The 23,581-nt window shown below is 59.7% G+C and carries 21 protein-coding genes and 1 pseudogene; 15 read left to right on the top strand and 7 right to left on the bottom strand.

Going from position 1 to position 23,581, the window contains the following annotated elements:
* The first annotated feature begins 55 nt into the window (after positions 1-55).
* Positions 56-2,050 carry a nucleoside-diphosphate sugar epimerase/dehydratase gene (locus tag CKW07_RS05260; RefSeq protein WP_095143907.1) on the top strand — a complete coding sequence of 665 codons (1,995 nt, stop codon included), beginning with the start codon at positions 56-58 and terminating at the stop codon, positions 2,048-2,050.
* A 407-nt stretch (positions 2,051-2,457) separates the two neighbouring features.
* Here the strand turns inward: CKW07_RS05260 and CKW07_RS25635 are convergent.
* Positions 2,458-2,936, bottom strand: a pseudogene (locus CKW07_RS25635) (NAD-dependent epimerase/dehydratase family protein); the annotation flags it as partial.
* A gap of 341 nt (positions 2,937-3,277) precedes the next feature.
* Here CKW07_RS25635 and CKW07_RS05250 point away from each other — a divergent pair.
* The gene (locus CKW07_RS05250) at positions 3,278-3,613 is read left to right on the top strand and encodes a helix-hairpin-helix domain-containing protein (RefSeq protein ID WP_095143906.1); all 336 of its coding nucleotides are present in this window, start codon (positions 3,278-3,280) and stop codon (positions 3,611-3,613) included.
* A gap of 218 nt (positions 3,614-3,831) precedes the next feature.
* Complete coding sequence (locus CKW07_RS05245; RefSeq protein WP_095143905.1) at positions 3,832-4,626, top strand: SDR family oxidoreductase; 795 nt, start codon at positions 3,832-3,834, stop codon at positions 4,624-4,626.
* Between the two features lie 9 nt (positions 4,627-4,635).
* Here CKW07_RS05245 and CKW07_RS05240 read toward each other — a convergent pair whose 3' ends face one another.
* Positions 4,636-5,193, bottom strand: coding sequence for a TetR/AcrR family transcriptional regulator (locus CKW07_RS05240; protein ID WP_095143904.1), 558 nt, complete (start codon positions 5,191-5,193; stop codon positions 4,636-4,638).
* Between the two features lie 176 nt (positions 5,194-5,369).
* Between CKW07_RS05240 and CKW07_RS05235 the strand changes: the two genes are divergently transcribed.
* Together CKW07_RS05235 and CKW07_RS05230 are read left to right on the top strand one after the other, a co-directional pair.
* Positions 5,370-6,023: a GntR family transcriptional regulator gene (locus tag CKW07_RS05235; protein ID WP_095143903.1), complete on the top strand. Its 654-nt coding sequence runs from the start codon at positions 5,370-5,372 to the stop codon at positions 6,021-6,023.
* A 15-nt stretch (positions 6,024-6,038) separates the two neighbouring features.
* Complete coding sequence (locus CKW07_RS05230; protein ID WP_095143902.1) at positions 6,039-6,890, top strand: DUF1989 domain-containing protein; 852 nt, start codon at positions 6,039-6,041, stop codon at positions 6,888-6,890.
* Between the two features lie 44 nt (positions 6,891-6,934).
* On the opposite strand, the gene CKW07_RS05225 is transcribed toward CKW07_RS05230, so the two are convergent.
* Positions 6,935-7,102 carry a DUF2897 family protein gene (locus CKW07_RS05225; protein WP_095078634.1) on the bottom strand — a complete coding sequence of 56 codons (168 nt, stop codon included), beginning with the start codon at positions 7,100-7,102 and terminating at the stop codon, positions 6,935-6,937.
* A gap of 299 nt (positions 7,103-7,401) precedes the next feature.
* Between CKW07_RS05225 and kdpF the strand changes: the two genes are divergently transcribed.
* The 6 genes from kdpF to CKW07_RS05195 all read left to right on the top strand — a co-directional run bounded on the left by kdpF (position 7,402) and on the right by CKW07_RS05195 (position 15,369).
* Positions 7,402-7,491: a K(+)-transporting ATPase subunit F gene (kdpF, locus tag CKW07_RS05220; RefSeq protein WP_019692955.1), complete on the top strand. Its 90-nt coding sequence runs from the start codon at positions 7,402-7,404 to the stop codon at positions 7,489-7,491.
* Positions 7,492-7,499: 8 nt separating this feature from the next.
* On the top strand, positions 7,500-9,194 hold the full coding sequence (kdpA, locus tag CKW07_RS05215) for a potassium-transporting ATPase subunit KdpA (protein ID WP_095143901.1): 1,695 nt from the start codon (positions 7,500-7,502) through the stop codon (positions 9,192-9,194).
* Between the two features lie 10 nt (positions 9,195-9,204).
* Positions 9,205-11,271, top strand: a complete 2,067-nt coding sequence (kdpB, locus tag CKW07_RS05210; protein WP_095143900.1) for a potassium-transporting ATPase subunit KdpB — start codon at positions 9,205-9,207, stop codon at positions 11,269-11,271.
* A 54-nt stretch (positions 11,272-11,325) separates the two neighbouring features.
* Positions 11,326-11,871, top strand: coding sequence for a potassium-transporting ATPase subunit KdpC (kdpC, locus tag CKW07_RS05205; RefSeq protein WP_095143899.1), 546 nt, complete (start codon positions 11,326-11,328; stop codon positions 11,869-11,871).
* An 87-nt stretch (positions 11,872-11,958) separates the two neighbouring features.
* Positions 11,959-14,610 carry a sensor histidine kinase KdpD gene (locus CKW07_RS05200; RefSeq protein WP_095143898.1) on the top strand — a complete coding sequence of 884 codons (2,652 nt, stop codon included), beginning with the start codon at positions 11,959-11,961 and terminating at the stop codon, positions 14,608-14,610.
* A gap of 60 nt (positions 14,611-14,670) precedes the next feature.
* Positions 14,671-15,369, top strand: a complete 699-nt coding sequence (locus tag CKW07_RS05195; RefSeq protein WP_095143897.1) for a response regulator — start codon at positions 14,671-14,673, stop codon at positions 15,367-15,369.
* A gap of 22 nt (positions 15,370-15,391) precedes the next feature.
* Here CKW07_RS05195 and CKW07_RS05190 read toward each other — a convergent pair whose 3' ends face one another.
* Positions 15,392-16,429, bottom strand: a complete 1,038-nt coding sequence (locus tag CKW07_RS05190) for a patatin-like phospholipase family protein (protein ID WP_095143896.1) — start codon at positions 16,427-16,429, stop codon at positions 15,392-15,394.
* A 224-nt stretch (positions 16,430-16,653) separates the two neighbouring features.
* On the opposite strand from CKW07_RS05190, the gene CKW07_RS05185 reads away from it, so the two are divergent.
* The 3 genes from CKW07_RS05185 (at position 16,654) to CKW07_RS05175 (ending at position 18,714) form a co-directional block, all read left to right on the top strand.
* Complete coding sequence (locus CKW07_RS05185; protein ID WP_095078641.1) at positions 16,654-16,932, top strand: hypothetical protein; 279 nt, start codon at positions 16,654-16,656, stop codon at positions 16,930-16,932.
* A 97-nt stretch (positions 16,933-17,029) separates the two neighbouring features.
* Positions 17,030-17,797 (top strand): CHAD domain-containing protein, encoded by a 768-nt coding sequence (locus CKW07_RS05180; protein WP_095143895.1) that lies wholly within the window; start codon positions 17,030-17,032, stop codon positions 17,795-17,797.
* Positions 17,798-17,916: 119 nt separating this feature from the next.
* A complete protein-coding gene (locus CKW07_RS05175; RefSeq protein ID WP_095143894.1) occupies positions 17,917-18,714 on the top strand; it encodes an acyl-CoA thioesterase II in 798 nt (265 codons plus the stop codon).
* Here the strand turns inward: CKW07_RS05175 and CKW07_RS05170 are convergent.
* The 3 genes from CKW07_RS05170 to CKW07_RS05160 form a co-directional block, all read right to left on the bottom strand.
* Complete coding sequence (locus CKW07_RS05170) at positions 18,711-19,082, bottom strand: Mpo1-like protein (protein WP_095143893.1); 372 nt, start codon at positions 19,080-19,082, stop codon at positions 18,711-18,713. The two genes, CKW07_RS05175 and CKW07_RS05170, sit on opposite strands and share 4 nt — an antisense overlap.
* Positions 19,083-19,204: 122 nt before the next feature.
* Positions 19,205-20,686 carry a methyl-accepting chemotaxis protein gene (locus tag CKW07_RS05165; protein WP_095143892.1) on the bottom strand — a complete coding sequence of 494 codons (1,482 nt, stop codon included), beginning with the start codon at positions 20,684-20,686 and terminating at the stop codon, positions 19,205-19,207.
* 118 nt (positions 20,687-20,804) lie between these two features.
* Entirely contained in the window at positions 20,805-21,611 is an 807-nt protein-coding gene (locus CKW07_RS05160; RefSeq protein ID WP_095143891.1) for a TatD family hydrolase, read from the bottom strand.
* Positions 21,612-22,109: 498 nt separating this feature from the next.
* On the opposite strand from CKW07_RS05160, the gene CKW07_RS05155 reads away from it, so the two are divergent.
* The gene (locus tag CKW07_RS05155; RefSeq protein ID WP_095143890.1) at positions 22,110-23,531 is read left to right on the top strand and encodes a transglycosylase SLT domain-containing protein; all 1,422 of its coding nucleotides are present in this window, start codon (positions 22,110-22,112) and stop codon (positions 23,529-23,531) included.
* The last annotated feature ends 50 nt before the right edge of the window (positions 23,532-23,581 follow it).

The following is a 23,581-nucleotide window of genomic DNA, read 5'->3' as shown; positions in this document are numbered from 1 at the left end:
CAGATACACATACAATGGCATTTATGTTGGAGTGGGTAAGGTGTTCGGAGGATTTATGGATAGATTGAGAGCGTTCCTTCTGGGCTTGCCCCGTCGCCAGAAGCGGCTGCTTCAAGTCCTCACCGATACGTTGTTGGTCTGGCTTGCTCTGTGGATGGCATTTGTAGTGCGCCTGGGGGTGGATGAAATCATTAACCCGTTGACTCACCACACTTGGTTGTTCGTTAGCGCACCTGTCGTTGCTATCCCACTGTTCATACGGTTTGGTATGTATCGAGCAGTTATGCGCTATTTTGGCAATGATGCGTTGATTGCAATTATCAAGGCAGTAACACTGTCGGCACTGATTTTGGGAATAGTAGTTTATTGGTATAGCAATCATCAAAGCGTTGTTCCGCGCTCAATAATATTCAACTACTGGTGGCTAAGCCTGATGATGGTCGGTGGCTTGCGTTTGGCCATGCGTCAGTATTTTCTTGGAGATTGGGTTGCCGCAGCGCGACATGTTCCTTTTGCGAGTCGTGATGACGGGCTCACTCGTGTTGCCATTTATGGTGCGGGTGCAGCGGGCAATCAGCTTGTCGCGGCGTTACGGATGGGGCGCGTCATGCGACCGGTGGCGTTCATTGATGATGATAGCGGAATAGCTGACCGCGTTATTTCAGGCCTTCAGGTTTACAAGCCAAAGCACATCCAGCAAATGATTGATTCCACTGGAGCTCAAGAGATTCTACTGGCTATTCCGTCATCAAATCGGGCCCGTCGTAGAGAGATTTTGGGGTTCTTGGAAGGGTTTCCTCTACATGTTCGTAGCGTGCCAGGATTTATGGACTTGGCGAGCGGGCGGGTAAAAGTTGATGACATCCAGGAAGTTGACATCGCCGACTTGCTCGGTCGCGATTCGGTGCCTGCTCAGTCGGACTTGCTTGAGCACTGTATTAAAGATCAGGTCGTATTGGTGACGGGTGCCGGTGGGTCGATCGGTTCGGAACTGTGTCGTCAGATACTGACACAGCGCCCGAGGCTACTTCTGCTGTTCGAGCACAGTGAGTTTAACCTCTATAGCATCTTGTCAGAGTTGGAGCAGCGTGTTTTACGTGAGTCGTTGTCGGTAAGGGTGTTACCAATACTTGGATCCATACGCAATCAGGAAAAGTTGCGTGATGTAATGAAAGTATGGCATGTCAACACGGTTTACCATGCCGCAGCATATAAACATGTCCCAATGGTGGAGCACAATATTGCGGAGGGTGTGCTGAACAATGTCATGGGTACGCTCAATACCGCTCAGGCTGCGTTGCAAGTTGGTGTTGCGAATTTTGTATTGATCTCTACTGACAAAGCTGTTCGCCCCACCAATGTTATGGGGAGCACTAAGCGTTTGGCTGAACTCACCCTGCAAGCCCTAAGTCAGGAACTGGCACCGGTTCTATTTGGAGATGGTTCCAGTGTTTCACAAGTAAACAAGACTCGCTTTACAATGGTGCGTTTTGGTAATGTCTTGGGGTCTTCCGGTTCGGTAATTCCGCTTTTTCACAAACAGATAAAGTCGGGTGGGCCATTGACGGTTACCCATCCAAAAATCACACGTTACTTCATGACTATCCCTGAAGCGGCTCAGTTGGTAATCCAGGCAGGATCCATGGGCCAAGGAGGGGATGTTTTTGTATTGGATATGGGTGAGCCAGTACGGATTGTAGAGCTGGCTGAAAAGATGATTCATTTGTCAGGGTTAAGTGTACGCTCAGAGAAAAATCCTCACGGAGATATAGCTGTCGAGTTTACCGGGCTTCGACCAGGTGAAAAGCTTTATGAAGAGTTATTGATTGGTGACAATGTTGCAGCCACTCAGCACCCGATGATCATGTGTGCTAATGAGGATCATCTGCCTTGGGATGTTCTCAAGGTAAAATTGGCTGAATTGCTTCACGCTGTCGATCAAGATGATTACTCACGGGTTCGTCAGTTATTACGCGATACCGTGAGTGGTTATGCGCCAGACGGTGACATAGTCGATTGGATATATCAACAAAAGCGCCTTGACCCTTGAGTTTTGGGTGGTAGTGAGTTGGGCTTGATGTTGAGTGTCTTGATTTGGTTTTTGGAGCCTGGTTGTAAGCGTTTTAGAATATTGCGTAGCCCGTATGCATTGGCAAGTACGGGTTGCGCAAGCTAAATTGATTTTATGACTTTAGATTTCTTAGGGTTTAGGTGTTAGAACAGGGTCGCAGTTCGCAGTGCAGTAAGTTCTGTGGGCCACCTATGAAGGTGGATGGTGTGTTTCTAGTATCTCTGGCTTTGTACTGTTCGGTCTTTTATATTTTAGTTTTTTTGGGCGCTCAGGAGTTTTGATATTCCGACACTCATTGGTGTAGTGTCTGAAAAATAAATCGTTGTAGTAGGCAGCTATTGTCGGTTCTTGAGTGTCGTATGTCGCCAGCACGAGCAGGCTGGAAGCAAGCCTTTCTGTGCTTGCTCGCTAAAGATGCTGATGACGCCTGAATATGGTGAAGAAGGGTCTTGGTGTGGGCCGAATATATTAAAGAAGCGAAATATAGTGGGTTCGAGTGAGTGTGCCCGACGATAGAAGTCTAAGTAGTGCTCACTTGCCAGTTTGTCCAAGGCATAGGGTCTTAATGGTAGCTTGGGTGTGTCCATCATTGATGGCCTCTCCTTCACCGTTATTGCCATATATAACGGCGCTAGATGCAAAGATCTGCCTTACGGCCTTTCATCGCGTGTGATACTAATTCTGCGTCGGCGACATTACCTTCGATCAATTACACCCATGGATTGCCCATTGGTAAGTTATGTCGTTTTCCAGTGCTCAAGTTATCGAGAATTCGGACCGGATAGCCTTTTACGATTAAGGATTCTGTCAGAGGTGAACCAATGAATCCGGCACCGCCGGTGATCAGAATAGGGACGTTGGCCATAATGTTATCTTTCCAAAAAATAGGCGAGCCCACCCACGGCTTGAGTGACGCTGGGCTTGTGAATTTCGGAGCGCTTGTATGGATGCGAGTTGTCGATGTAGCAAGTTTTCGTTTCGGTATTTTGGCGACTGATACCTGATGAGCAAATGTCCCACAGCCATGCAACTCAATCGAGTGATGTGATCTTCACAGGATGATTCGATCTGAAAGATATTTGCCGTCGCCTGATTGTTACACATTCTGCAACGGACACATTTTTGACAGAATCGCCCCATGACCTAGGTTTGGGAGGCAGCCTCGTAAAGCTGCTTCTTCCCTAACGATGTCATGGAGTGTCACTTATGCGTACAGGTTACTTCCACTCTCTGGTTTTCGCCCTGATGACCAGCCTTTCCACTACCGCACTGGCGGCGCCAGCGGCAAAAACAGACGCGGGTGCTGCACCGGCGACGGTGCAGGCGGTATCGTCGGTCGGGTCCGCAAAGGTTGATTTGAACAAGGCGGATGCCGTGACCTTACAGCGAGATCTCCAGGGAATCGGTGAGGCCAAAGCCAAGGCGATTGTTGCGCATCGTGAAAGTAATGGTCCATTTACATCGGTGGACGAGTTACTGGAGGTCAAGGGTATTGGCAAGGCGATCCTGGACAAGAATCGCGACAAGGTTGCAGTGAACTGATACGTAGATGGGGGTGCAGGGCCGGTCATCGATCGGCCTTTTTTGTGTCTGACGGTTGAGTCTCTGTGAAGTGACGCCACGTCGCCATTTGTCTGAAATGAAATATTACGAGTGTAATATTGTCGTTGGATCATGCCTATAATCAATCCGCCAACCCATTCGGCATTCCGCGAGTGGGGGCATCCAGGTTTCCTATGGCATCTTCCAGGAGTACGGCTATGAATTCTGTTCAGTCCAAAGGTACAGCGCTGATTACCGGGGCTTCTTCTGGCATAGGCGCTATCTACGCCGAGCGCTTGGCGGCTCGTGGTTTTGACTTGCTATTGGTGGCTCGCGATGAACAACGGCTGCAAAGTGCTGCAATGCGCTTGCGGGCTGAGCATGGCGTGCAGGTGGAGGTGTTGAAGGCGGACCTGACGCTCAAGGCGGATGTGATTGGCGTCGAGCAGCGCCTGCGCAATGATGCGAGTATCAGCCTGCTGCTGAACAACGCCGGTGTTGCGGCCGATGGGACTTTGGCGGACGCAGACCTGGATCAACTGGAGCGGATGATTCAGCTCAATGTGGTGGCGGTGACGCGTTTGGCCTCGGCGGCCGCGGCGAGTTTTGCACAAGCCGGCAGAGGAGCCATTATTAACATTGCCTCGGTGGTTGCCCTGTTCCCTGAGCGTTTCAACGCGACCTACAGTGCGAGCAAGGCTTACGTGCTGAGCCTGACGCAGTCCCTCAACGCGGAGCTCAATGGTTCGGGTGTTCAGGTCCAGGCTGTTTTGCCGGGTGTGACGCGTACCGAAATCTGGGAGCGTTCAGGGATCGACGCCAGTGCCATACCGGCGGAGATGGTCATGGAGGCTGGGGAGATGGTCGATGCGGCGTTGTCCGGGTTCGATCAGGGGGAACTGGTCACCATTCCTTCGCTACCCGATGCCGCGGACTGGGAAGCTTTTGTTACCGCGCGCCACGTGATGGGGCCGAACCTGTCCAGGAATACGGCGGCTTCGCGCTACAAGTAAGGGCGCTCTTCACTCGACCTGTTTTTTAAGATGTTCGCGGGTGACATCGAGGATCTGCCGGGCCAGCTCCGGGTTTTCGACACTGCGTGACAACAGCAATGCGCCGACCAGGGTCGACATGATGATCAGGCTTTGGTCGGCGGCATTCTCTGTGTCCAGCGCGTGCTCGACCTGTTCGAGTCGCGCATTGAGTACCGCGTCGCTGGTGGGACTGGCCTGGCCACGCAAGCCCAGCTCCGAAGACATGGTAGGCAACGGGCAGCCCTCATGGGGAGAGGAGCGGTGCCACTCGGACAGATAGGCGTCGATGAAGGCTTCCAGGGGGCGGTTTTCGGCGAAAAGCTGCGCGCAACGGACACTGACTTCCTCACCGGCCGCTTGCAGGGCTTTCTCCACCAACTCGTCCTTGGACTTGAAGTGAGAGTAAAAGCCACCGTGGGTCAGGCCCAGGGCTTTCATCAAAGGTTGCAGGCCGGTGGCGCCGATACCGTCGCGGCGAAAGCGTGCAGCGGCTTCCTTGATAATGCGCTGATGGGTCTGGGCTTTATGGTCCTGCGAGTAGCGCATCTGAAAATCTCCACGGCGATGCGCCATCTTAACCAAGGTAAATAAGATGGTGACTGTACTTTTACTTCTATAAGCATGCAGATGCGTCCAACGTGTCAGCAACGCGTACAAACAGGTGGCACGAATAGTGATTACTCATTGACTGACGATTGTTCAACAATTGCGAGGTAATGAGTATGAGTAGCGAATTGTCCCTGGCAGACCACATCACATTGGAGTTGCGTGCCGACATCATTGGTGGCCGTTTGCTTCCAGGCAAGGCGCTTGTAGAAGCGGACCTGGTGCTCGCTTACAACGCTTCGCGCAACACCATCCGTGAAGCGCTGCACCGCCTGGGGCAGGAAGGTCTCACCCGGTATGTACGGCATAAGGGCGTGATGGTTCGCCAGCCGGGGGCGGAACAGGTGCGCGATCTGTTCAAGGTCCGGCGTACGCTGGAGCTTCAGGCGATCATCGCCGGCCGGCCCCTGTGCGAGTACCAGGCCGATCACATGCTTGAGGCGATCGAGGTCTCGCAACTGGCTCGCGAGCGCGAGGACTGGCGGGCGGTCGCTACCCACAGCCTGCGTTTCCATCAACATATTGTCGGTTTGTTGAGCAGCCCGCTGTTCGACGAGTTCTTCACCACTATTGTTGCGCAATTGCGTCTGGTGTTCTGCGCGGCGCCGGATGAGTCACGTTTCCAGGCGCCGTGGCTTGATCGCGACCGGCGTATTCACGAATTGCTGGTTGAGGGCAACAGGTCCGGTGCCCTGGAGGCACTGAGCGACTACCTCGACGACTCCGAGCAGCAACTGCTCGCGGTGTTTAACCCTCCTGCTCGCCACTGATCAAGGACTGTCGCCATGTACAAAGACTATCCCGCCGCTTATCAGGTCAGCAAAGGCTCTGCGTTGCAGGTCGATACGGCCTTTTACGAGCGGATACGCGATACGCCCCAAGGTCGCACCCTGATCGAGCAATTCGAGGTGCCCATTCGCAGTGGGCGGGCTTGGCATGTGCCGGCAGGCCATGTGTTTCGGGTGACCACACCCGTCGGCCCGCAGGTGGGGGATTTCAACGTCTGGAATGCCCATGACCCCCGTGAGCGACTGTGGGCCGCGCGAACCCGGCAACTGCAGGGCGCGCATGTCAGCACCCATGATCGGCTCTGGTCGAACCTGCCGTTTCTACGACCCTTGGTGACGATTACCGACGACAGTCTGGCCCATTACGGCATCGACGAGCACGGTGGTCGCTTGCACGATCTGCTGGGCACGCGTTGCGATCCTTACGTGAACAAAATGCTCACGGGCGAGGACTTTCATCACCATTGCCATTCGAACCTGACCCGCGCGGTACTGCCCCATGGCTTGACCGAGTTCGACGTGCATGACGTGCTGAACATCTTCCAATGCACGGGGCTCAACCACGATGACCTGTATTTCATGAAGGCTTGTCCGGCGCAGAAGGGCGACTACCTGGAGTTCTTTGCCGAGATCGACTTGCTGTGTGCGTTGTCGACCTGCCCGGGAGGCGATTTGTCGCTGGCAATGTGGGGGCCTGAGGCGCAAGACCCGTTAAGCGTCTGCCGGCCGTTGGGGGTGGAAATCTATCGCCTGGACGATGACCTGCTCGACGGCTGGCACCAGCCTGAACGGGCGGCTTACAAAGGGCAGCACGGACTGCACATCGCCAAGGCGGATTGGCAGGTGTAGAGAATGTCGTGGCGAGGGGGCAATTCCCTCGCCACGTTTTTCAATCAGCGATCCTGAGCGTCCTTGGCGTCCATTTCCGCATTACGCTCAGCCACGCGCTTACGCTGTTCATCGGTCAGCTCCACCTTGTTCGCGGTGTCGCGCAGCAGCATCAGGCCACCGACGATCGAGCCGATTGCAAGTATCAGAATCAACCAGCCATACCAGGGCATAGGGCTCTCCTTAAGTGCAGGCGTCAACGCCGTGCTTATCCATTTTGAGTCACTGCGTTTCTCAGTGGTTCCATTCTAGGCCGTTTCTGCGAGGTTGACCTCTTCAACGTCCGATCGGCATGGTTTCGCCCGGAGCACGCTGGCTAGCGATGGCCGGGTTCCATCCGCTGTAACAAAGCCATAAAGCCACTCTTTACGCTTTCTTTATGTCACGCCCACCCCCTCGCTCTCGCTCCTTTACAGCCTTCCTGCGGACAATGCCTCCACACGCGGCAATCGCCGTATGACGGAGAAATTCCATGAGCGTTCTGGACGGGGTGTCCCTGCTATTGGCGGTTGGACTGTTCATCTATCTATTGGTCGCGCTGTTGCGCGCGGATCAGCACTAGGAGCGGCTATGCACAGTTATGACTATTGGCTGATCCTTGCCTTCTTTGCCGTGGTGCTGGTGCCGGCACCGTTTCTGGGGCGCTTCTACTACAAGGTGATGGAAGGCCAGCGCACTTGGCTGACGCCGGTTCTGGGGCCGGTGGAGCGCGGCTGTTATCGCGTGGCCGGGGTCGACCCGAAGCGTGAACAGAGTTGGCAGAAGTATGCCCTGGCGTTGCTCGCGTTCAACCTCGCGGGCTTTTTGCTGTTGTTCGCGATCCTGCTGTTCCAGAACTACCTGCCGCTCAACCCGCAGCATTTGCCGGGACAGGAGTGGACCCAGGCCTTCAACACCGCGGTCAGCTTCATGACCAACACCAACTGGCAGTCCTACAGCGGTGAGGCCACCCTGAGCTACTTGAGCCAGATGGTTGGCCTGACCGTGCAGAACTTCGTCAGTGCGGCCACCGGCCTGGCGGTACTGGTTGCGTTGTGCCGCGGTATCAGTCGCAAATCGGCGCAAACCCTCGGTAACTTCTGGGTCGACATGACCCGCGCCACGCTCTATGGGTTGTTGCCGCTGTGCTTGCTGCTGGCGTTGTTCCTGGTCTGGCAGGGTGTGCCACAAACCTTCGCGCAGTATGTGAATGCGCTGACCGTGCAGGGCGTTGACCAGGTGATTCCACTGGGGCCTGCGGCCAGCCAGATTGCAATCAAGCAACTGGGTACCAACGGTGGTGGCTTCTTCGGTGTCAACTCGGCGCATCCGTTCGAGAACCCCACGGCCTGGAGCAACCTGTTCGAGGTCGCCTCGATCATTCTGATTCCCGCAGCGCTGGTGTTCACCTTCGGGCATTACGTCAAGGATCTGCGCCAAAGCCGGGCCATCATCGGCTGCATGCTCGCGCTGTTCCTGATCGGCGGTGCAGTGTCGCTGTGGGCTGAAAACCAGCCGAACCCTAGCCTGAGCAATGCAGCGGTCGAGCAAGCCGCACCGCTGGAAGGCAAAGAAGCACGCTTCGGGACCACCGCGACCGTGCTGTGGTCGGTGACCACCACGGCCGCCTCCAACGGCTCGGTCAACGGCATGCATGACAGCCTCAACCCACTGAGCGGCATGGTTGCACTGGTCAACATGATGGTCGGCGAAGTGATTTTCGGCGGTGTCGGTGCCGGCCTCTACGGCATGTTGCTCAACGTCCTGATCGCCGTGTTCCTTGCCGGCCTGATGATCGGGCGCACACCGGAATACCTGGGCAAGAAATTGCAGGCCAGGGAAGTCCAGTTGCTGGTGGTGACCTTGCTGGTGATGCCGGTTGGCGTGTTGGTGCTTGGTGCCCTGGCGGCAAGCCTGCCTGGCCCGGCAGCCACCATCAGTAACCCCGGCCCCCACGGTTTCAGCCAGTTGCTGTACGCCTACACCTCGGCCAGCGCCAACAATGGCTCCGCCTTTGCCGGCCTGGGTGCCAACACGCCGTTCCACAACCTGATGCTGGGGCTGGGCATGTTGATCGGGCGCTTCGGCTACATCCTTCCGGTTCTGGCGCTTGCCGGCAGCCTGGCGATGAAGAAGGCCGCGCCGATTGGCCAGAACAGCTTCCCTACCCATGGCCCGCTGTTCGTCACTTTGCTGACCGTGACCATTTTGTTGGTGGGTGGCTTGACCTTCCTGCCGGCCCTGGCGCTGGGTCCTATCGCTGATCACCTGAGCATGGGCTTCTAAGGAATCCATCATGAATATGCACGTTCCTGCCTCAAAACAAGCCGCCCCCGCCCAATTGGCCGAGGCACCGAAAACCTCGATTTCGGCCCTGTGGCGACCGGCGCTGGTGCAAGCGTTCGTCAAGCTGGACCCGCGGCAGCTCAAGCGTTCGCCGGTGATGCTGGTGGTCGAACTGACGGCCATCCTCACCACGGTGTTGTGCTTTATCCCGGACACGGCGGTGCCATCCTTTGTCGCGGCGCAAATTGCCCTGTGGCTGTGGTTCACCGTGTTGTTCGCCAACTTCGCCGAGGCGCTGGCCGAAGGTCGTGGCAAGGCGCGCGCCGATAGCCTCAAGGCCGGCAGCGAAGGCCTGAGCGCGCGGCGCAAACAAGCTGATGGCCGCTTTCAGGTCGTGCCAGCGAGCTCATTGCGCAAGGGCGATGTGATACGGGTTGAAGCCGGGGAGATGATTCCCGGTGACGGTGAAGTGATCGAGGGCATCGCGGCGGTCAACGAAGCGGCGATTACCGGCGAATCCGCACCGGTGATTCGTGAGTCCGGCGGTGATCGTTCGGCAGTCACCGGCAATACCCGGTTGGTCTCCGACTGGTTGCTGGTGCGCATCACCGCCAACCCGGGTGAGTCGACCCTGGACCGCATGATCGCGCTGGTGGAAGGTGCCAAGCGGCAGAAAACGCCGAACGAAGTGGCGCTGGATATTCTGCTGATCGGCCTGACCATGATCTTCCTGGTGGTGGTCGTGACCCTGCAGCCGTTCGCCCACTTCGCCAGTGGCAACCTGCCGCTGGTGTTTCTGGTGGCACTGTTGGTGACGCTGATACCTACCACCATCGGTGGCTTACTGTCGGCCATCGGTATTGCCGGCATGGACCGCTTAGTGCGCTTGAACGTCATCGCCAAATCCGGTCGTGCGGTGGAAGCCGCGGGTGACGTGCATGTGTTGATGCTGGACAAGACCGGCACCATCACCTTCGGTAACCGTCGTTGCAGCGCTATTTACGCAGCGCCTGGTGTCAGCTCCAAGGAGCTGGCCGAAGGGGCGCTGTTCGCCTCGCTGGCCGATGACACGGCCGAGGGCAAGTCGATTGTCGAGTACCTGCGCGGCCTTTATCCACAGGCCGAGCCGTCCGCTGAGGCGCTGACCGCCGTGCCATTCAGCGCCGAGACCCGCTTGTCCGGTGTTGACTATCAAGGCCGTGTCTATCGCAAGGGGGCCGTGGATTCGGTGCTGGCGTTTGTTGGCCTGACGCGTGCCGACATGCTGCCGCCGATGTCCCGGGAAATCGACAAGATCGCCCAGAGCGGTGGTACGCCGTTGCTGGTGTGTGCCGATGGCAAGTTGCTCGGCGCGATCCACCTCAAGGACGTGGTCAAGCCGGGTATCCGTGAGCGTTTCGCCGAGCTGCGCAAGCTGGGGATTCGCACTGTCATGGTCACCGGCGACAATCCGTTGACCGCCGCCGCGATTGCCGCTGAAGCCGGCGTGGATGACGTGTTGGCCGAGGCCACACCCGAGAAAAAACTCGCCCGCATTCGTCACGAGCAAAACGACGGTCGTCTGGTGGCCATGTGTGGCGACGGCGCCAACGATGCTCCTGCACTGGCTCAAGCGGATGTCGGGATGGCGATGAACGACGGCACGCAGGCCGCTCGCGAAGCGGCGAACATGGTCGATCTCGACAGCGATCCGACCAAGCTGCTGGACGTGGTGCAGATCGGTAAAGAGTTGCTGGTTACCCGTGGTGCGCTGACGACGTTCTCCATCGCCAACGACGTCGCCAAGTACTTTGCGATCCTGCCGGCCTTGTTCGCTTCGATTTATCCACAGCTGGGCGTGCTGAACATCATGCACTTGAGCAGTCCCCAGAGCGCGATTCTGTCGGCCATCGTCTTCAACGCCCTGATCATCGTTGGATTGATCCCGCTGGCGTTGCGCGGGGTACGTGTGCAGGCCGCGAGTGCGGCGCATCTGTTGCGTCGTAACCTGCTGATCTACGGCGTGGGTGGCCTCGTGGTGCCGTTCGTGGGCATCAAGCTGATCGACATGCTGCTGACGGCGCTGCACCTGGTGTAACTGCTGCACGCCGCGCCCAGGGCGTGGCGTTCACCCTGAATTGAGGTTTTTGACATGTCCACAATGATTCGTCCGGCCTTGAGCCTGCTGGTCCTGATGACGCTGGTCACGGGCGTCGCTTATCCACTGGTGGTGACCGGTATCGCCCAGGTCGCCTTCCCCGATCAGGCCAATGGCAGCCTGGTGCGTGATGCCGATGGCAAGGTTCGTGGCTCTTCCCTGATCGCCCAGGATTTCGTCGGTGACGCCTGGTTCCACCCACGGCCATCGGCCGGTGCGTTTGCCACGGTTGCCAGCGGCGCCAGCAACCTAGCGCCGAGCAATCCGGCCTTGGCGATGCGGGTGATCGACGACGCCAACAAACAGTTGGTCCCAGGCCAGGGGCCGGTTCCCCTGGCGTTGCTGACCACGTCCGGCAGTGGCCTCGATCCACACTTGCCACCTGCCGCGATTACCTATCAACTGGCGCGGGTGGCAGCAGCGCGTGATGTGCCGGTTGCCACCTTGCAACAGTTGCTCGATGCCCACATCGAACAGCCATTGGTGGGACCACCAGTGGTCAATGTGCTGGAGTTGAACCGGGCACTGGAAGCATTGTAGAAACGTGATTGACCGGGACGCCGAGCGTCCCGCTCTGCATTCCCGCGCCAAACCCGGGAACGAACAACCTGAAAGAAAGAGACCCTGATGAGCGACTCCGGCCGCGCCGATGCACTGCTAGCTGAACTGCCCCGCGACGGTCGCGGTCGACTCAAGGTTTTTCTGGGCGCCGCCCCCGGTGTCGGCAAGACCTACGCCATGCTGCAGGCCGCCCACACCCAGTTGCGTCAGGGCGTGAAAGTCATCGCCGGGGTGGTGGAAACCCATGGTCGCGCCGAGACCGAAGCGCTGCTCGCCGGCTTGGCGCAGCAACCCCTGGTGCGCTCCGAATACCGTGGCGTGATGCTGGAGGAAATGGACCTCGACGGCCTGCTCAAGGCCAGGCCGAAACTGGTGCTGGTGGATGAACTGGCACACAGCAATGCCCCCGGCAGCCGGCATGCCAAGCGCTGGCAGGACATCCAGGAGCTGCTTGCGGCGGGGATCGACGTGTACACCACCGTCAATGTCCAGCACCTTGAAAGTCTCAACGATCAGGTGCGCGGTATCACCGGCGTTCAAGTGCGTGAAACCTTGCCCGACTGGGTGCTGCAGGAAGCCTACGAGCTGCTGTTGATCGACCTGCCTCCGCGTGAACTGCTGGAGCGCCTGCGTGACGGCAAGGTCTACGTGCCCGAACAGGCGCGGGCGGCTATTGATGCCTTCTTCACCCAGACCAACCTCACCGCGCTGCGTGAGCTGGCCATGCAAACGGCGGCGGCCCAGGTCGATGATGACCTCAGTCGCGGCTATCGACAGCTGGGGCAGGCGGCCCCCGCGGTACGTGGTCGCTTGCTGGTGGGGGTGGACGGCGATGCCCAGGCTGAGCGCCTGGTGCGTCACGCCAGTCGGGTTGCGCAGCGCCGGCATTTGCCCTGGAGCCTGGTGCACGTGGATAACGGCCGCGTGGGCGATGAACAGTCGCGCTTGCGGCTGCAAAATGCCCAGCAATTGGCGGAACGGCTGGGCGGGGAGGTGGTACTGCTGCGCGCCGGTGAAGTGGCGAAAACCCTGATCCAGCACGCCGCCGAGCGGCGTGCCAGCCTGCTGTTGGTCGGTCAGTCGCGCCCGCGCCTGCGTCGTCGAGTGTTGGGCGGCGGGTTGGCGTCGCGCTTGTTGCGCAATGCCCGAGGTCTGGAAATCAACGTTCTGGACAGCGACGAGCAACAGTTCCAGCCACGTCAGCGTTCGGTGCAGTCGCTGGTCTGGTTCGACTATGCGCTGGCGCTGCTGGCAACGGTGCTGGCTACGGGTATTGCGTGGGCGGTGTCGAGCCTGCTGCCGTTGCCGAACATTTCGCTGGTGTTCCTTGCGGCGGTGTTGCTGGTGGCGGTGCGCAGCAGCCTGGGGCCGGCGCTGGCGTGCGCGGCGTTGTCCTTTCTGACCTACGACTTTCTGTTTATTCCACCGACCTTCTCCTTCGCGATCCAGCGTGAAGAGGATGTGCTGACGTTGCTGTTTTTCCTGTTGATGGCGGCGCTCACCGGCAACCTGGCGGCGCGCCAGCGGCGACAGTTGCAGGCATTGCGCGACACCCAGGAGGAAACCAGCGAGTTGCTCGACCTGTCGCGCAAACTCACTGCGGCCACCGACCGGCAGGCCGTGGTCAGCGCGGCCGCGCAGCACCTGGTGGGCTGGAGCGATATGCAACTGTGCCTGGTCAATCGTGACGGGCAGGCGGGCTGGAAGGTCGAAGCCGGTGGTCCGTTGCAGTTTTCCGACGCCGAGCGCGCCGCGGCCGATTGGGCCTGGCAGCATGATCAACCGGCCGGTATGGGCACGGGCACCTTGCCGTTCGGCCGCTGGTGGTGGTGGCCGTTGTCGATCGACGACGGGCCGTTGGGCCTGCTCGGTGTTTGCCCGAAGGAGGGACAGTCGCTCAGTGGCCAGCGCCGGCGGTTGCTGACCGCATTGAGCCAACCGCTGGCTCAAGCGTTGGCCCGTGCCCAGTTGGCCGAAGACCTTGAAGCGGCACGCCTGCACGGTGAAACCGAACAACTGCGCAGTGCTCTGCTGGCTTCGGTATCCCACGATCTGCGCACGCCGCTGACCTCCATGCGCGGCAGCATCGACAGCTTGCTGGCATTGGGTGAGGCGATTCCGTTGGCGGATCGTCGCGAGTTGCTTGAAGGTACCCGGGATGAAGCCGAGCGTCTGGATCGCTACATCCAGAACCTGCTGGACATGACGCGCCTGGGGCACGGCGCATTGAAGCTGGCGCGGGACTGGGTGTCGCCTGCCGATATCGTCGGCAGCTCGCTTAACCGCCTGCGCGCGGTGCTGGCACCCTTGCAGGTGAGCACCGAGGTGCCGGGTGAGCTGCCGCTGCTCTTTGTGCATGCGGCATTGATCGAGCAGGCGCTGGTCAACATACTGGAAAACGCCGCACGCTTTTCACCGGTCCATGGCCGCTTGCAACTGAGTGCCGGTGTCGGCGACAGCGAACTGTTTTTCTCCGTGAGTGATGAAGGCCCGGGTATTCCCGAGGAAGAGCGGGCGAAGATCTTCGACATGTTCTACACCGCCGCCCGGGGTGATAGAGGGGGGCAGGGGACGGGCCTGGGCCTGGCGATCTGTCAGGGCATGGTCGGTGCGCACGGTGGGCGAATCAGCGTGGCCGACGGCATTGACGGGCGCGGCACCTGCATCACCATTCACCTGCCGTTGCAGGAGCAGCCGGGGATGGACAGTGAAGCTTGATGCGACCTGCGCTACGCTTGCGGCTCTTTGTTTGCCATTTTCTCTTATTGATGTGAATCCATGAGCCAGACCGCGACCATCCTGGTCATTGACGATGAACCGCAGATCCGCAAATTCCTGCGCATCAGCCTGGCCTCCCAGGGCTACAAAGTGCTTGAAGCCGGCACCGGCAACGAAGGCCTGGCCCAGGCCGCGCTGAACAAACCGGACCTGCTGGTGCTCGACCTCGGCCTGCCCGACATGGACGGCCAGCAAGTGCTGCGCGAGTTTCGCGAATGGTCGACGGCGCCGGTGCTGGTGCTGTCGGTGCGCGCCAGCGAAGGGCAGAAAGTCGAAGCCCTGGACGGCGGCGCCAACGACTATGTGACCAAGCCGTTCGGCATTCAGGAGTTTCTGGCGCGGGTCCGTGCATTGTTGCGTCAGGCTCCCGCGGGCGAAGCCCGGGAGGCGGCGTTGTCCTTCGGTCCGTTGACCGTGGACCTGGCGTACCGACGGGTGCTGCTCGATGGTGCCGAGGTGGCGTTGACCCGCAAGGAGTACGCCGTGCTGGCGCAATTGGCGCGCCATGCCGGGCGGGTTATCACTCAGCAGCAACTGCTCAAGGATATCTGGGGCCCGACCCATGTCGAGGACAGTCATTACCTGCGGATCGTGGTCGGGCACCTGCGGCAGAAGCTGGCAGACGACCCGACCCGACCCCGGTTCATCCTGACCGAGGCGGGGGTGGGGTATCGGTTGTTGAGCGAGGGGAGCCAATGATCCCGCCCGGGATGCGGTCTCCTCAGTCGCGCTCGTTCTCGTAGCGATCCAGGGTGTCGCGGGCAATTTCCCGTCCCAGGGCGATCAGTTCCGGCGCCTTGTAGAACTCGAAGAACCGGCAGACCCGTTTCGGTACGTTGATCAGGATGTCCGGTGGGTAACCGGCGATCTTGTATTGCGCCAAGGAGGTTTGCATCACCTCGAAACTCTGGTTGATCAAGTCCAGCAGCGAGGCCGGACCGACGTTGTCGATGATGAACGACCCCGTGGCGGATTTTGGAGCGCCTTCGTTTTCCGGGCCCGCGGCGGGTTGCTGGGCTTCGGGGTCGGGGGACTCGATCCACGGATTGATCTCGGCGGCCTCACTGCGCAGTGCTTCCTGTTCCAGCAGCAGCAATTGTTCGGCTTGTTTACGGCGAAACGGCAGGTGCGAACCCACGGAGTTGATCAGGCTGTCGAACCGGCTTTTGAACGCGGCGGGACGCTGGATCACCGGCAGTTGGTAATGCTTCTGGTTGGTGGAGTTGAGGTTGACCGCGATGATCAGGTCACAATGGCTCGACACCACCGGCACGATTGGCAGCGGGTTGAGCAGGCCGCCGTCTACCAGCATGCGGTTGCCTTGCATGACGGGCGTGAACAGGCTCGGAATGGCCGCCGAGGCACGCATGGCCTGGTGCAGGCAACCTTCCTGGAACCAGATTTCCTGCTGGTTGGTCAGGTCCGTGGCCACCGCCGTGTAGGGGATGCGCAATTGTTCGATGTTGATCTCGCCGACGATCTTGCGGATTTGCCCGAAGACTTTCTCGCCACGAATGGCGCCCAGGCGAAAACTCACGTCCACCAGGCGCAGCACATCGAGGTAGTCCAGGCTTTCGATCCAGTCGCGGTAATCGTTGAGTTTGCCGGCGGCATAAATGCCACCGACCACCGCGCCCATGGAGCAGCCGGCAACACAGGCAATGTCGTAGCCACGGCGTTCAATTTCTTCGATGACCCCAATATGGGCATAGCCCCGGGCGCCACCTGAGCCCAGCACCAGTGCGACACGCTTTTTCATGTACTCGTCCTTACGTCAAACAGGCCTCAACAATGCACCCATCGAGGGGCGTGCTTCAATCATGTTGATCGGGCGTGCATGATGCGCGTCGTTTTTTCGACATTCGATGACGGCACATGAGTGCCCTGGCGGACGCTATAGTTTCCAGCGACGCTGCAAGGCACTTTTGGCCGCGTTGACCGTCTTACCCCGCATGATTGTTTTTTTACCTTGAGGTGTTATTGATGAAAGCCTGGATCTGTCTGCCATTGATTGCGTTGGTACTTGCCGGTTGCGCGGGTAAAACCGCCTACCGTGACAGTTGTGGTAGCCAACTGGATGCGGCCTGGAAAGAGCTGGATCTGGCCAAGGCCGAAGGGTTTGCCGGTACCGTGAGTTATTCCAAGGCGTTGTCGTTGCTGACCGGGGCCAAGACCCAGCAGCAGTTCGAGGCCTTCGAAGGTTGCGCCAACAAGGCCCAGAAGGCGCGCTTCTATATCCGTGAGTCCCGCGCGGGTCGTTGAGCCATCCATGACCTGGCGCAATACAGGTGCCAGGTAGCCGGCCCAGTATGGGCCTATGCTTGTGCTCTGGTGTGGATGCCTGGCCTGGGAGAAGACGATGTCTGCGTTGGTAGATCGGTTAGTGTCCCGGGTCCTGGGGCTGGAGGTGCGTTTGCTGGCCTGTCAGGCCCGGCTGAGTGCGAGCACCGACGCCGAAGCGCTGCATGACTTGCGCATCTCGGTTCGCCGTTTGCGCAGCCTGTTGCGAGCCTTGCGGGGCTTGCCCGGGGTTGAGCAACTGGAGGCGGCCGCGGCGGCGGTCGGCACCCTGACGACCCCTCTGCGCGACCGTGAAGTGCTGGCTGTCTATCTGCTGCAGCATGGGCAGCGGCAAGCGGCCGAGCATCGCATGCTGCAGATGAGCCAGGCGTACCCGGCGGTAGCGGACAGCCCGCAGCTGGCGCAGTTGATGATGATCCTCGACGCGTTTCCGCGTTTTCTACGCGCCTGTGAGCGCCAGGGGTTGCTTAAAGGCTTGCGCAGGCGTATCGAGAAGCGTCTGGCCAAGCAGTGGAAAACCCTGGATGACACCCTGCACGATCCCGCCCACGACCGCCACCGCCTGCGTCTGTTGATCAAGCGGGTGCGCTATGCCATCGAAGCCTACCCCGAGCTGGATCGCCTGCCGGCGGCCGCCACGGCACGGCTCAAGGCGGCACAAGGCGCCCTGGGGGATTGGCATGATTGTTTGCAATGGCTGGCGCGGGCCGAGCATGAGCCCGACTTGTCGCCCTGCGTGGCGGGCTGGAAGGTGACCATGGCCACGGCTGAAAGCCGTGCCGATCGAGTGCTCGACAAACTCAGTGCGGCCTGTTTCAAGTCTTGAACATGGGGCATTGCCCGAGCATCCGGCCTATCTGTCCGTTTCTTTGGCCGGAATAGGCGCTGTACCAGGGGCGAAGGCTGGTTAAGATCCGTTAGTCTTTTCCTAGCCTTGAGGTGTTCATGCGCTTTTCAGAATTACTCGACGCCGTGCGCAACTCGCCTGATGAGCTGGTGATACCGGCGCAGTGGGGGCAGGGCCGCGCCAGTTTCGGTGGCCTGGTGGCCGCGCTGCAGTACGAAGCCATGCGCGCGAAAGTGCCGGCCGAACGCCCGGTGCGCTCGTTGGCGATCACCTTTGTCGGTCCGGCCGAGCCCGGTGTTCCCATCCGCTTCGAAGTGGAAGTCTTGCGTGAAGGCAAGGCGGTCAGCCAGGTACTGGGTCGAGCACTGCAAAATGGTCAGGTGGTGACTGTGGTGCAGGGCAGCTTCGGTGCCTCGCGTCCTTCCGAAATCGCGGTGACGGCCCTGCCGGCACCCGAGATGATGCATTGGGACGATTGCCAGGAGCTGCCCTACATCAACGGCGTGATGCCTGAGTTCATGCGCCACCTGGCGATGCGCTGGGGTGTCGGTGGCATGCCGTTCACCGGCAACAAGTCCCGGGACATGGGGGGCTGGGTTCGCTTGCGCGGCGACGTGAAGGATGAGCCGGTGAGCGAAGCGCACATTCTGGCGCTGGTGGACGCCTGGCCACCGGCCTTGTTGCCGCACCTGGCGAAGCCCGCGGCAGGCAGTACCCTGACCTGGACCATCGAATTCGTACAGCCCTTGCTGGCCGTGAGCACGCTGGACTGGTGCAAGTACCATGTGGAAATCGAGCATGCCCGTGATGGATACGGGCATGCCGCCGCCGCGTTGTGGAACCAGGAGGGCGAGTTGATTGCCCTCAGCCGACAGACCGTGACGATTTTCGCTTAACGATCTTTATGGCGGTGGCGTTCGCACCAGGCGCGCCACCAGCGGCCACTGAAGAGAAAGCGCGGGAACGTCAGGAACTGCTCCACCAGCAAGCGCGACACCGCATCCTTGCGATCACTGAATGGCTCGGAGGCCTGCGCCTCCAGCCTGTGACCATGACGCTGCAAACCCAGGGCTGCCAGCAGGCCGACAATGCCGATGGCGACGTTCCCAAGATTCAGGCTGAACACCCCGGAAACGATCAGCAAAAATGCCAGGATGAACAGCGGCACGGCAATCAGGTGCAACACCAGATTGGTCGGATGCTGGTGATTGTTCGGGTACGCCCGCCATTGCCAAGCGGGGAGGTTGGGGTGACGTTTGCCCATCGTGATAGTCCTCGATCCGTGAAACTCATACCTGAAGAATAGGCGGGGTAGAGGTCGACGGCGAATCAAGGTTGGCTATCGAAGTGATAGGCGGTCATGGCCAATGATGAGGGTGCCCCGGGTTAAAGCTTCAGTTGCCCGATGGCCTTGCTCAACTCGCCCGCCAGTGTTGCCAGCTCATTGCTGGTGGTGGCCGAGTCCACGGTCTGCTGTACGGTTGACTCGGTGACGTCACGAATACTCACCACGGCGCGGTTCATTTCTTCGGCGACCTGGCTCTGCTGCTCGGCGGCCACCGCAATCTGGGTATTACTTTCACGCATCTGTGCTACGGCGCTGGTGATCTGCGCCAGTGCGACATCCGCCTCCCGGGCCTGTTGCATGCAGTCGTCGGCCTTGTAGGAACTCTCCTGCATGAAGTCCACTGCGTCCCGGGTACCGGTCTGCAAGGTCGACACCATGCGAGTGATTTCGTCGGTAGAGGCCTGCACGCGCTTGGCCAGGTTGCGCACCTCGTCGGCAACCACGGCGAAGCCTCGACCCATTTCCCCGGCCCGCGCCGCTTCAATGGCGGCGTTCAGGGCCAGCAGGTTGGTTTGCTCGGCGATGCTATGGATCACGCTGACCACGCCATTGATTTTCTGACTGTCCTCGGCCAGGCGTTGAATCATCTCGGCGGTTTGCTGCACGCCGGTGGACAGCCCGGCAATCGATGTTTGCACCCGACCCACCACCTCCTGACCACTGCCGGCGAGGGAGTCGGCGGTTTTCGACAGGTCACGCGTGGCGCCGGCATGCTGGGCGATGTGATACACCGTGGCCGACATCTCATTGATAGCGGTGGCGGCCTGATCGGTTTCGCTCTGCTGGCCGAGCATGCCCTGGCGTACATCGTTCATGCTGCTGGCCAGGCGAGCCGCGCCGACATCCAGCTGGCGCGCCGTGTGGGCCACGGTGCTGACCACCCGTTGGTAGCCGGCCTGCATGGCGTTGAAGGCGCTGGCCATCTGCCCGACCTCATCGGTGCAGGACAGCGGCACGCGTGCCGACAGGTCGCCGGTTTTTTCCACATGCAGCATGACGTCCTTGAGGGTGTTGAGTTGGCTCAGCAGGAAGCGGATCAACAGCTGCGAGGCACAGAGCATCGCCAGCATGAGGATGAACACGGCCATTGCATAGTTGGCAAAGCGATCGCTGAACACCTGGCTCAGGCTCGGGCCATAGGCCAGGACGGCGGTGTATTGGTCATTGCCCCGCGACACCACTTCGGCGCCGATCAAGTGTGTTTCGCCGAACAGCGGCAAGGGGTTGATGTCGACCCAGCCGTTGGCGTCGATCAATTGGGACAGAGGCTGATCATTGAGCCTGGGTGTCTGGCCCTTGCTGAAGTTCAGCAAGGTATCGGCCTGGGGCAGTGCCTGACCGGCGGGCCACGCCGTGATCAACCGTGCCTGAGCGCTGGCCGCCTGCTGTGAAGCCTGGTTGCGCGCCTGTTGTTCCAGCTGCACGGCATACAGTACCAACAGCAATGTGGTGACGAAAGCGACGGCGTTGACCGCCCAGAATTTGTATTTCAGCGAGATATTGCTAAGCCAGGCACCCATGGAAGGTCTTCTCTGATAGCGGAAACAGCATTGGCAAGGTGCCACTATTGTGCCGCTACTCAGGAGAAAAATTTTTGATGTGGATCAAGTCCACAGGGCGGCGCAGAGGCGCACCGACTCAATCAATCGCAGGCAATGCAAAAAACGCCCGTGCGCAGGCGGTGCTGTGTGCCGCCAGATCTTCCAGGGACTCGCCACGGTGCAGCGCGACTTCACGCAGTACTTCCGTCAGGTACGCCGGCTCATTGCGACCGTTCTTCGGCTTAGGGCGCAAGCTGCGGGGCAACAGATAGGGCGCATCGCTTTCAAGCATCAAGCGTCCACGGGCAATCTCGCGCACCAACGGGTGCAAGTGCGTGCCCCGGCGTTCATCGCAGATCCAGCCGGTGATGCCGATGTGCAGGTCCAGATCGAGGTAACTGAACAGCGCCTTCTTTTCACCGGTGAAGCAATGCACCACGGCCGCCGGTAACTGGTCTCGGTAATCACGCAGGATTTCCAGCAGGCGCTGGCTGGCGTCACGCTCATGCAGGAACACTGGCAATTGCAGGTCGACGGCCATTGCCAGGTGCTCTTCGAGTACCTTTTCCTGTTGCGGGCGCGGCGAAAAATCGCGATTGAAATCCAGCCCGCATTCACCCACCGCCCGCACGTTCGGCTCTTTGAGCAAACGGTGTAAACGCTGAGCGCTGTCGGCATTCCAGTCGCTGGCGGAGTGTGGATGAATGCCGGCGGTGGTGAACAACCGCTGCCCGGTTTCGTCCAGTTGCTGGCACAGTTCCAGGGCCTGCTCGCTGCCCTCGACACTGGTGCCGGTCAGCACCAGTTGGCAGACGCCAGCGGCATAGGCACGGTCCAGTACCGCCTGGTGTTTGTCGGCGAAACTGGGGTTGGTCAGGTTGACGCCGATATCGATGAGTTGCATGGTGCTACCCTAGGGTCTGTTGACGTGTGGTGGCGGCCGCGACGGATGCCCGCTTGGTGCAGGGCAAGGCGCGAGGAACGCGGTTTGGTTGTTCCAAATAAGTTCCGAGTAACGCAGCCCTGCACCAAGCGGGCTCCGTCCCTTCGGGTTGCGTGCCAACGTGGGCGAGGCGGCGTTGCGGGATTTGCCAAGGGAACAACCATTGGCGGCATCCCGCGCCTTGCCTCGCCCACGTTGGCCCAGCAACGCGGCTCGCCACCACACGTCAATAGACCCTAGGCCTGCGGCCGGAAAGCATACCAGAGCTGTCGATTTATAAGAAAAACCAAGAACTACAACGAGTTATAGCTGTCTTTTGATGCCGAAAATGCACTTCGGCGGTTTTTTCCGTCGCCGATTGACGCTTTCGCACCCTTGCCAGCGCTCCAGGCGCTCTGTTTCTGTCGACCTGCTGCGGCCTTCCTTGTGCAGCGGGACAGTATTCTTTCCGGAGAACGGATGACGCGACTCCAGGTTTTGCTACTGCTGTGCTTGTCGATGCTGCTGCCGTTGCCGGCGGTTGCCCGGTTGGCAGGGCCCGTGGAAGCCGTTCAGCCAGGTAAGGTCCGGGATCTGGAGCAGATCCGCAGCAGCCGTGTGTTGCGGGTGCTGGTCAACCAGAGTCGCAACAGTTCCGGTGAAGTCCAGGGCCAGAGCATTGGCGTTGAGTACCATCGCTTACGCGCCTTCGAGCAGTACCTCAACGGTCGCGCCCGTGACGGCCAGGAAATTTCCCTCAAGATCATTCCCAAGGCCAAGGACCAACTGCTCGGCGCCTTGCAGCGCGGAGAAGGGGACCTCGTGGCACCTGGGGAGTTGCTTGATCTGCAAAGCGCTCGTGGCGTGACGACCAGCGAGCCGATTGTCAGCAATGTGCCGTTGCTGCTGGTGGGGATCAAGGGCGAGCGCCGCTACACCCGGCTTGAGCAACTGTCCGGCAAAACCCTGGCCTTGCCTGCCGGCAGCGCCGCCGGTGAAGCCATCAATCAGATCAACCAGAAGCTGGCGCTGCACAAGTTGCCGCCGGTCAAGATCGAATGGGTCGACCCGAGCCTGGCGGTCGAAGATGTTCTGGAGATGGTGCAGGGCGGGATTTTTCAGCTGACCATTGTCGAGCAACCGATCGCCGAGCGTTGGGGCAAGATCCTGCCCAAACTGCGTTTTGACCGGCAAGTGGTGATCAGTGAGCCGGGCGAGGAGTTCTGGTTCGTGCGTCGCGATGCATCGATGTTGCGGGCCAGCATTGACCGCTTCCTGGGTAGCTACAAGACACCGTCCGACCAGGATGTGGCGTTCCTGCGCATCTATCGGCGCTTGTACCAAGTGCGCAACCCTCTGGCCCGGGCCGATCGCCAGCGTCTGGAGAAGGTGCGCACGGTCTTGCAGAAACATGCCCGCGAGCAGGGCATGGACTGGCTGAATCTGGCCGCGCTGGCCTTCAAGGAGTCGGCGCTGGAACCCAACGCCCAAAGCGGCAGCGGCCCGACCGGGTTGATGCAGATCACCCCGTCGGCGGCGCAACGGGTCGGGGTCAACAATATTCAGTCCCTGGACAACAATGTCCAGGCCGGGGCCAAGTACCTGGCGTTGATCCGTCGCAAGTTTTTCGCCAGCCCCAAGCTCAATGAACGCGAGCGCATGGCCTTTGTCCTGGCCGGCTACAACATCGGCCCGGAACGGGTCCAGGCCATGCGGGCCGAAGCCAGACGGCGTGGCCTGAACCCCAATCAATGGTTCTTCCAGGTCGAGCGGGTTGCGTTGGAGCAGGTGGGGATGGGACCTGTCAGCTATGTTAACAGTGTGAACAAGTACTACTTGGCCTATGACCGGGAACGGGAGTCGCTGGAGGCCCAGGGGCAGAAAGTGGTCTCACGCAAATGATCAGCTAAACTGATTGGTATGGCGGATTTTTTGCGCTTTTAACATGAGGT

It is taken from the genome of Pseudomonas sp. Irchel s3b6 (genome assembly GCF_900187415.1).
Classification (GTDB): Bacteria; Pseudomonadota; Gammaproteobacteria; order Pseudomonadales; family Pseudomonadaceae; genus Aquipseudomonas.
This window is presented reverse-complemented; position numbering and strand designations above follow the sequence as displayed.

Bases quoted from the DNA above. Each gene is read 5' to 3' on its own strand.
- CKW07_RS05260 (WP_095143907.1), top strand. From the start codon at position 56: ATGGATAGATTGAGAGCGTTCCTTCTGGGCTTGCCCCGTCGCCAGAAG.
- CKW07_RS05250 (WP_095143906.1), top strand. From the start codon at position 3,278: ATGCGTACAGGTTACTTCCACTCTCTGGTTTTCGCCCTGATGACCAGC.
- CKW07_RS05245 (WP_095143905.1), top strand. From the start codon at position 3,832: ATGAATTCTGTTCAGTCCAAAGGTACAGCGCTGATTACCGGGGCTTCT.
- CKW07_RS05240 (WP_095143904.1), bottom strand. From the start codon at position 5,193: ATGCGCTACTCGCAGGACCATAAAGCCCAGACCCATCAGCGCATTATC.
- CKW07_RS05235 (WP_095143903.1), top strand. From the start codon at position 5,370: ATGAGTAGCGAATTGTCCCTGGCAGACCACATCACATTGGAGTTGCGT.
- CKW07_RS05230 (WP_095143902.1), top strand. From the start codon at position 6,039: ATGTACAAAGACTATCCCGCCGCTTATCAGGTCAGCAAAGGCTCTGCG.
- CKW07_RS05225 (WP_095078634.1), bottom strand. From the start codon at position 7,102: ATGCCCTGGTATGGCTGGTTGATTCTGATACTTGCAATCGGCTCGATC.
- kdpF (WP_019692955.1), top strand. From the start codon at position 7,402: ATGAGCGTTCTGGACGGGGTGTCCCTGCTATTGGCGGTTGGACTGTTC.
- kdpA (WP_095143901.1), top strand. From the start codon at position 7,500: ATGCACAGTTATGACTATTGGCTGATCCTTGCCTTCTTTGCCGTGGTG.
- kdpB (WP_095143900.1), top strand. From the start codon at position 9,205: ATGAATATGCACGTTCCTGCCTCAAAACAAGCCGCCCCCGCCCAATTG.
- kdpC (WP_095143899.1), top strand. From the start codon at position 11,326: ATGTCCACAATGATTCGTCCGGCCTTGAGCCTGCTGGTCCTGATGACG.
- CKW07_RS05200 (WP_095143898.1), top strand. From the start codon at position 11,959: ATGAGCGACTCCGGCCGCGCCGATGCACTGCTAGCTGAACTGCCCCGC.
- CKW07_RS05195 (WP_095143897.1), top strand. From the start codon at position 14,671: ATGAGCCAGACCGCGACCATCCTGGTCATTGACGATGAACCGCAGATC.
- CKW07_RS05190 (WP_095143896.1), bottom strand. From the start codon at position 16,429: ATGAAAAAGCGTGTCGCACTGGTGCTGGGCTCAGGTGGCGCCCGGGGC.
- CKW07_RS05185 (WP_095078641.1), top strand. From the start codon at position 16,654: ATGAAAGCCTGGATCTGTCTGCCATTGATTGCGTTGGTACTTGCCGGT.
- CKW07_RS05180 (WP_095143895.1), top strand. From the start codon at position 17,030: ATGTCTGCGTTGGTAGATCGGTTAGTGTCCCGGGTCCTGGGGCTGGAG.
- CKW07_RS05175 (WP_095143894.1), top strand. From the start codon at position 17,917: ATGCGCTTTTCAGAATTACTCGACGCCGTGCGCAACTCGCCTGATGAG.
- CKW07_RS05170 (WP_095143893.1), bottom strand. From the start codon at position 19,082: ATGGGCAAACGTCACCCCAACCTCCCCGCTTGGCAATGGCGGGCGTAC.
- CKW07_RS05165 (WP_095143892.1), bottom strand. From the start codon at position 20,686: ATGGGTGCCTGGCTTAGCAATATCTCGCTGAAATACAAATTCTGGGCG.
- CKW07_RS05160 (WP_095143891.1), bottom strand. From the start codon at position 21,611: ATGCAACTCATCGATATCGGCGTCAACCTGACCAACCCCAGTTTCGCC.
- CKW07_RS05155 (WP_095143890.1), top strand. From the start codon at position 22,110: ATGACGCGACTCCAGGTTTTGCTACTGCTGTGCTTGTCGATGCTGCTG.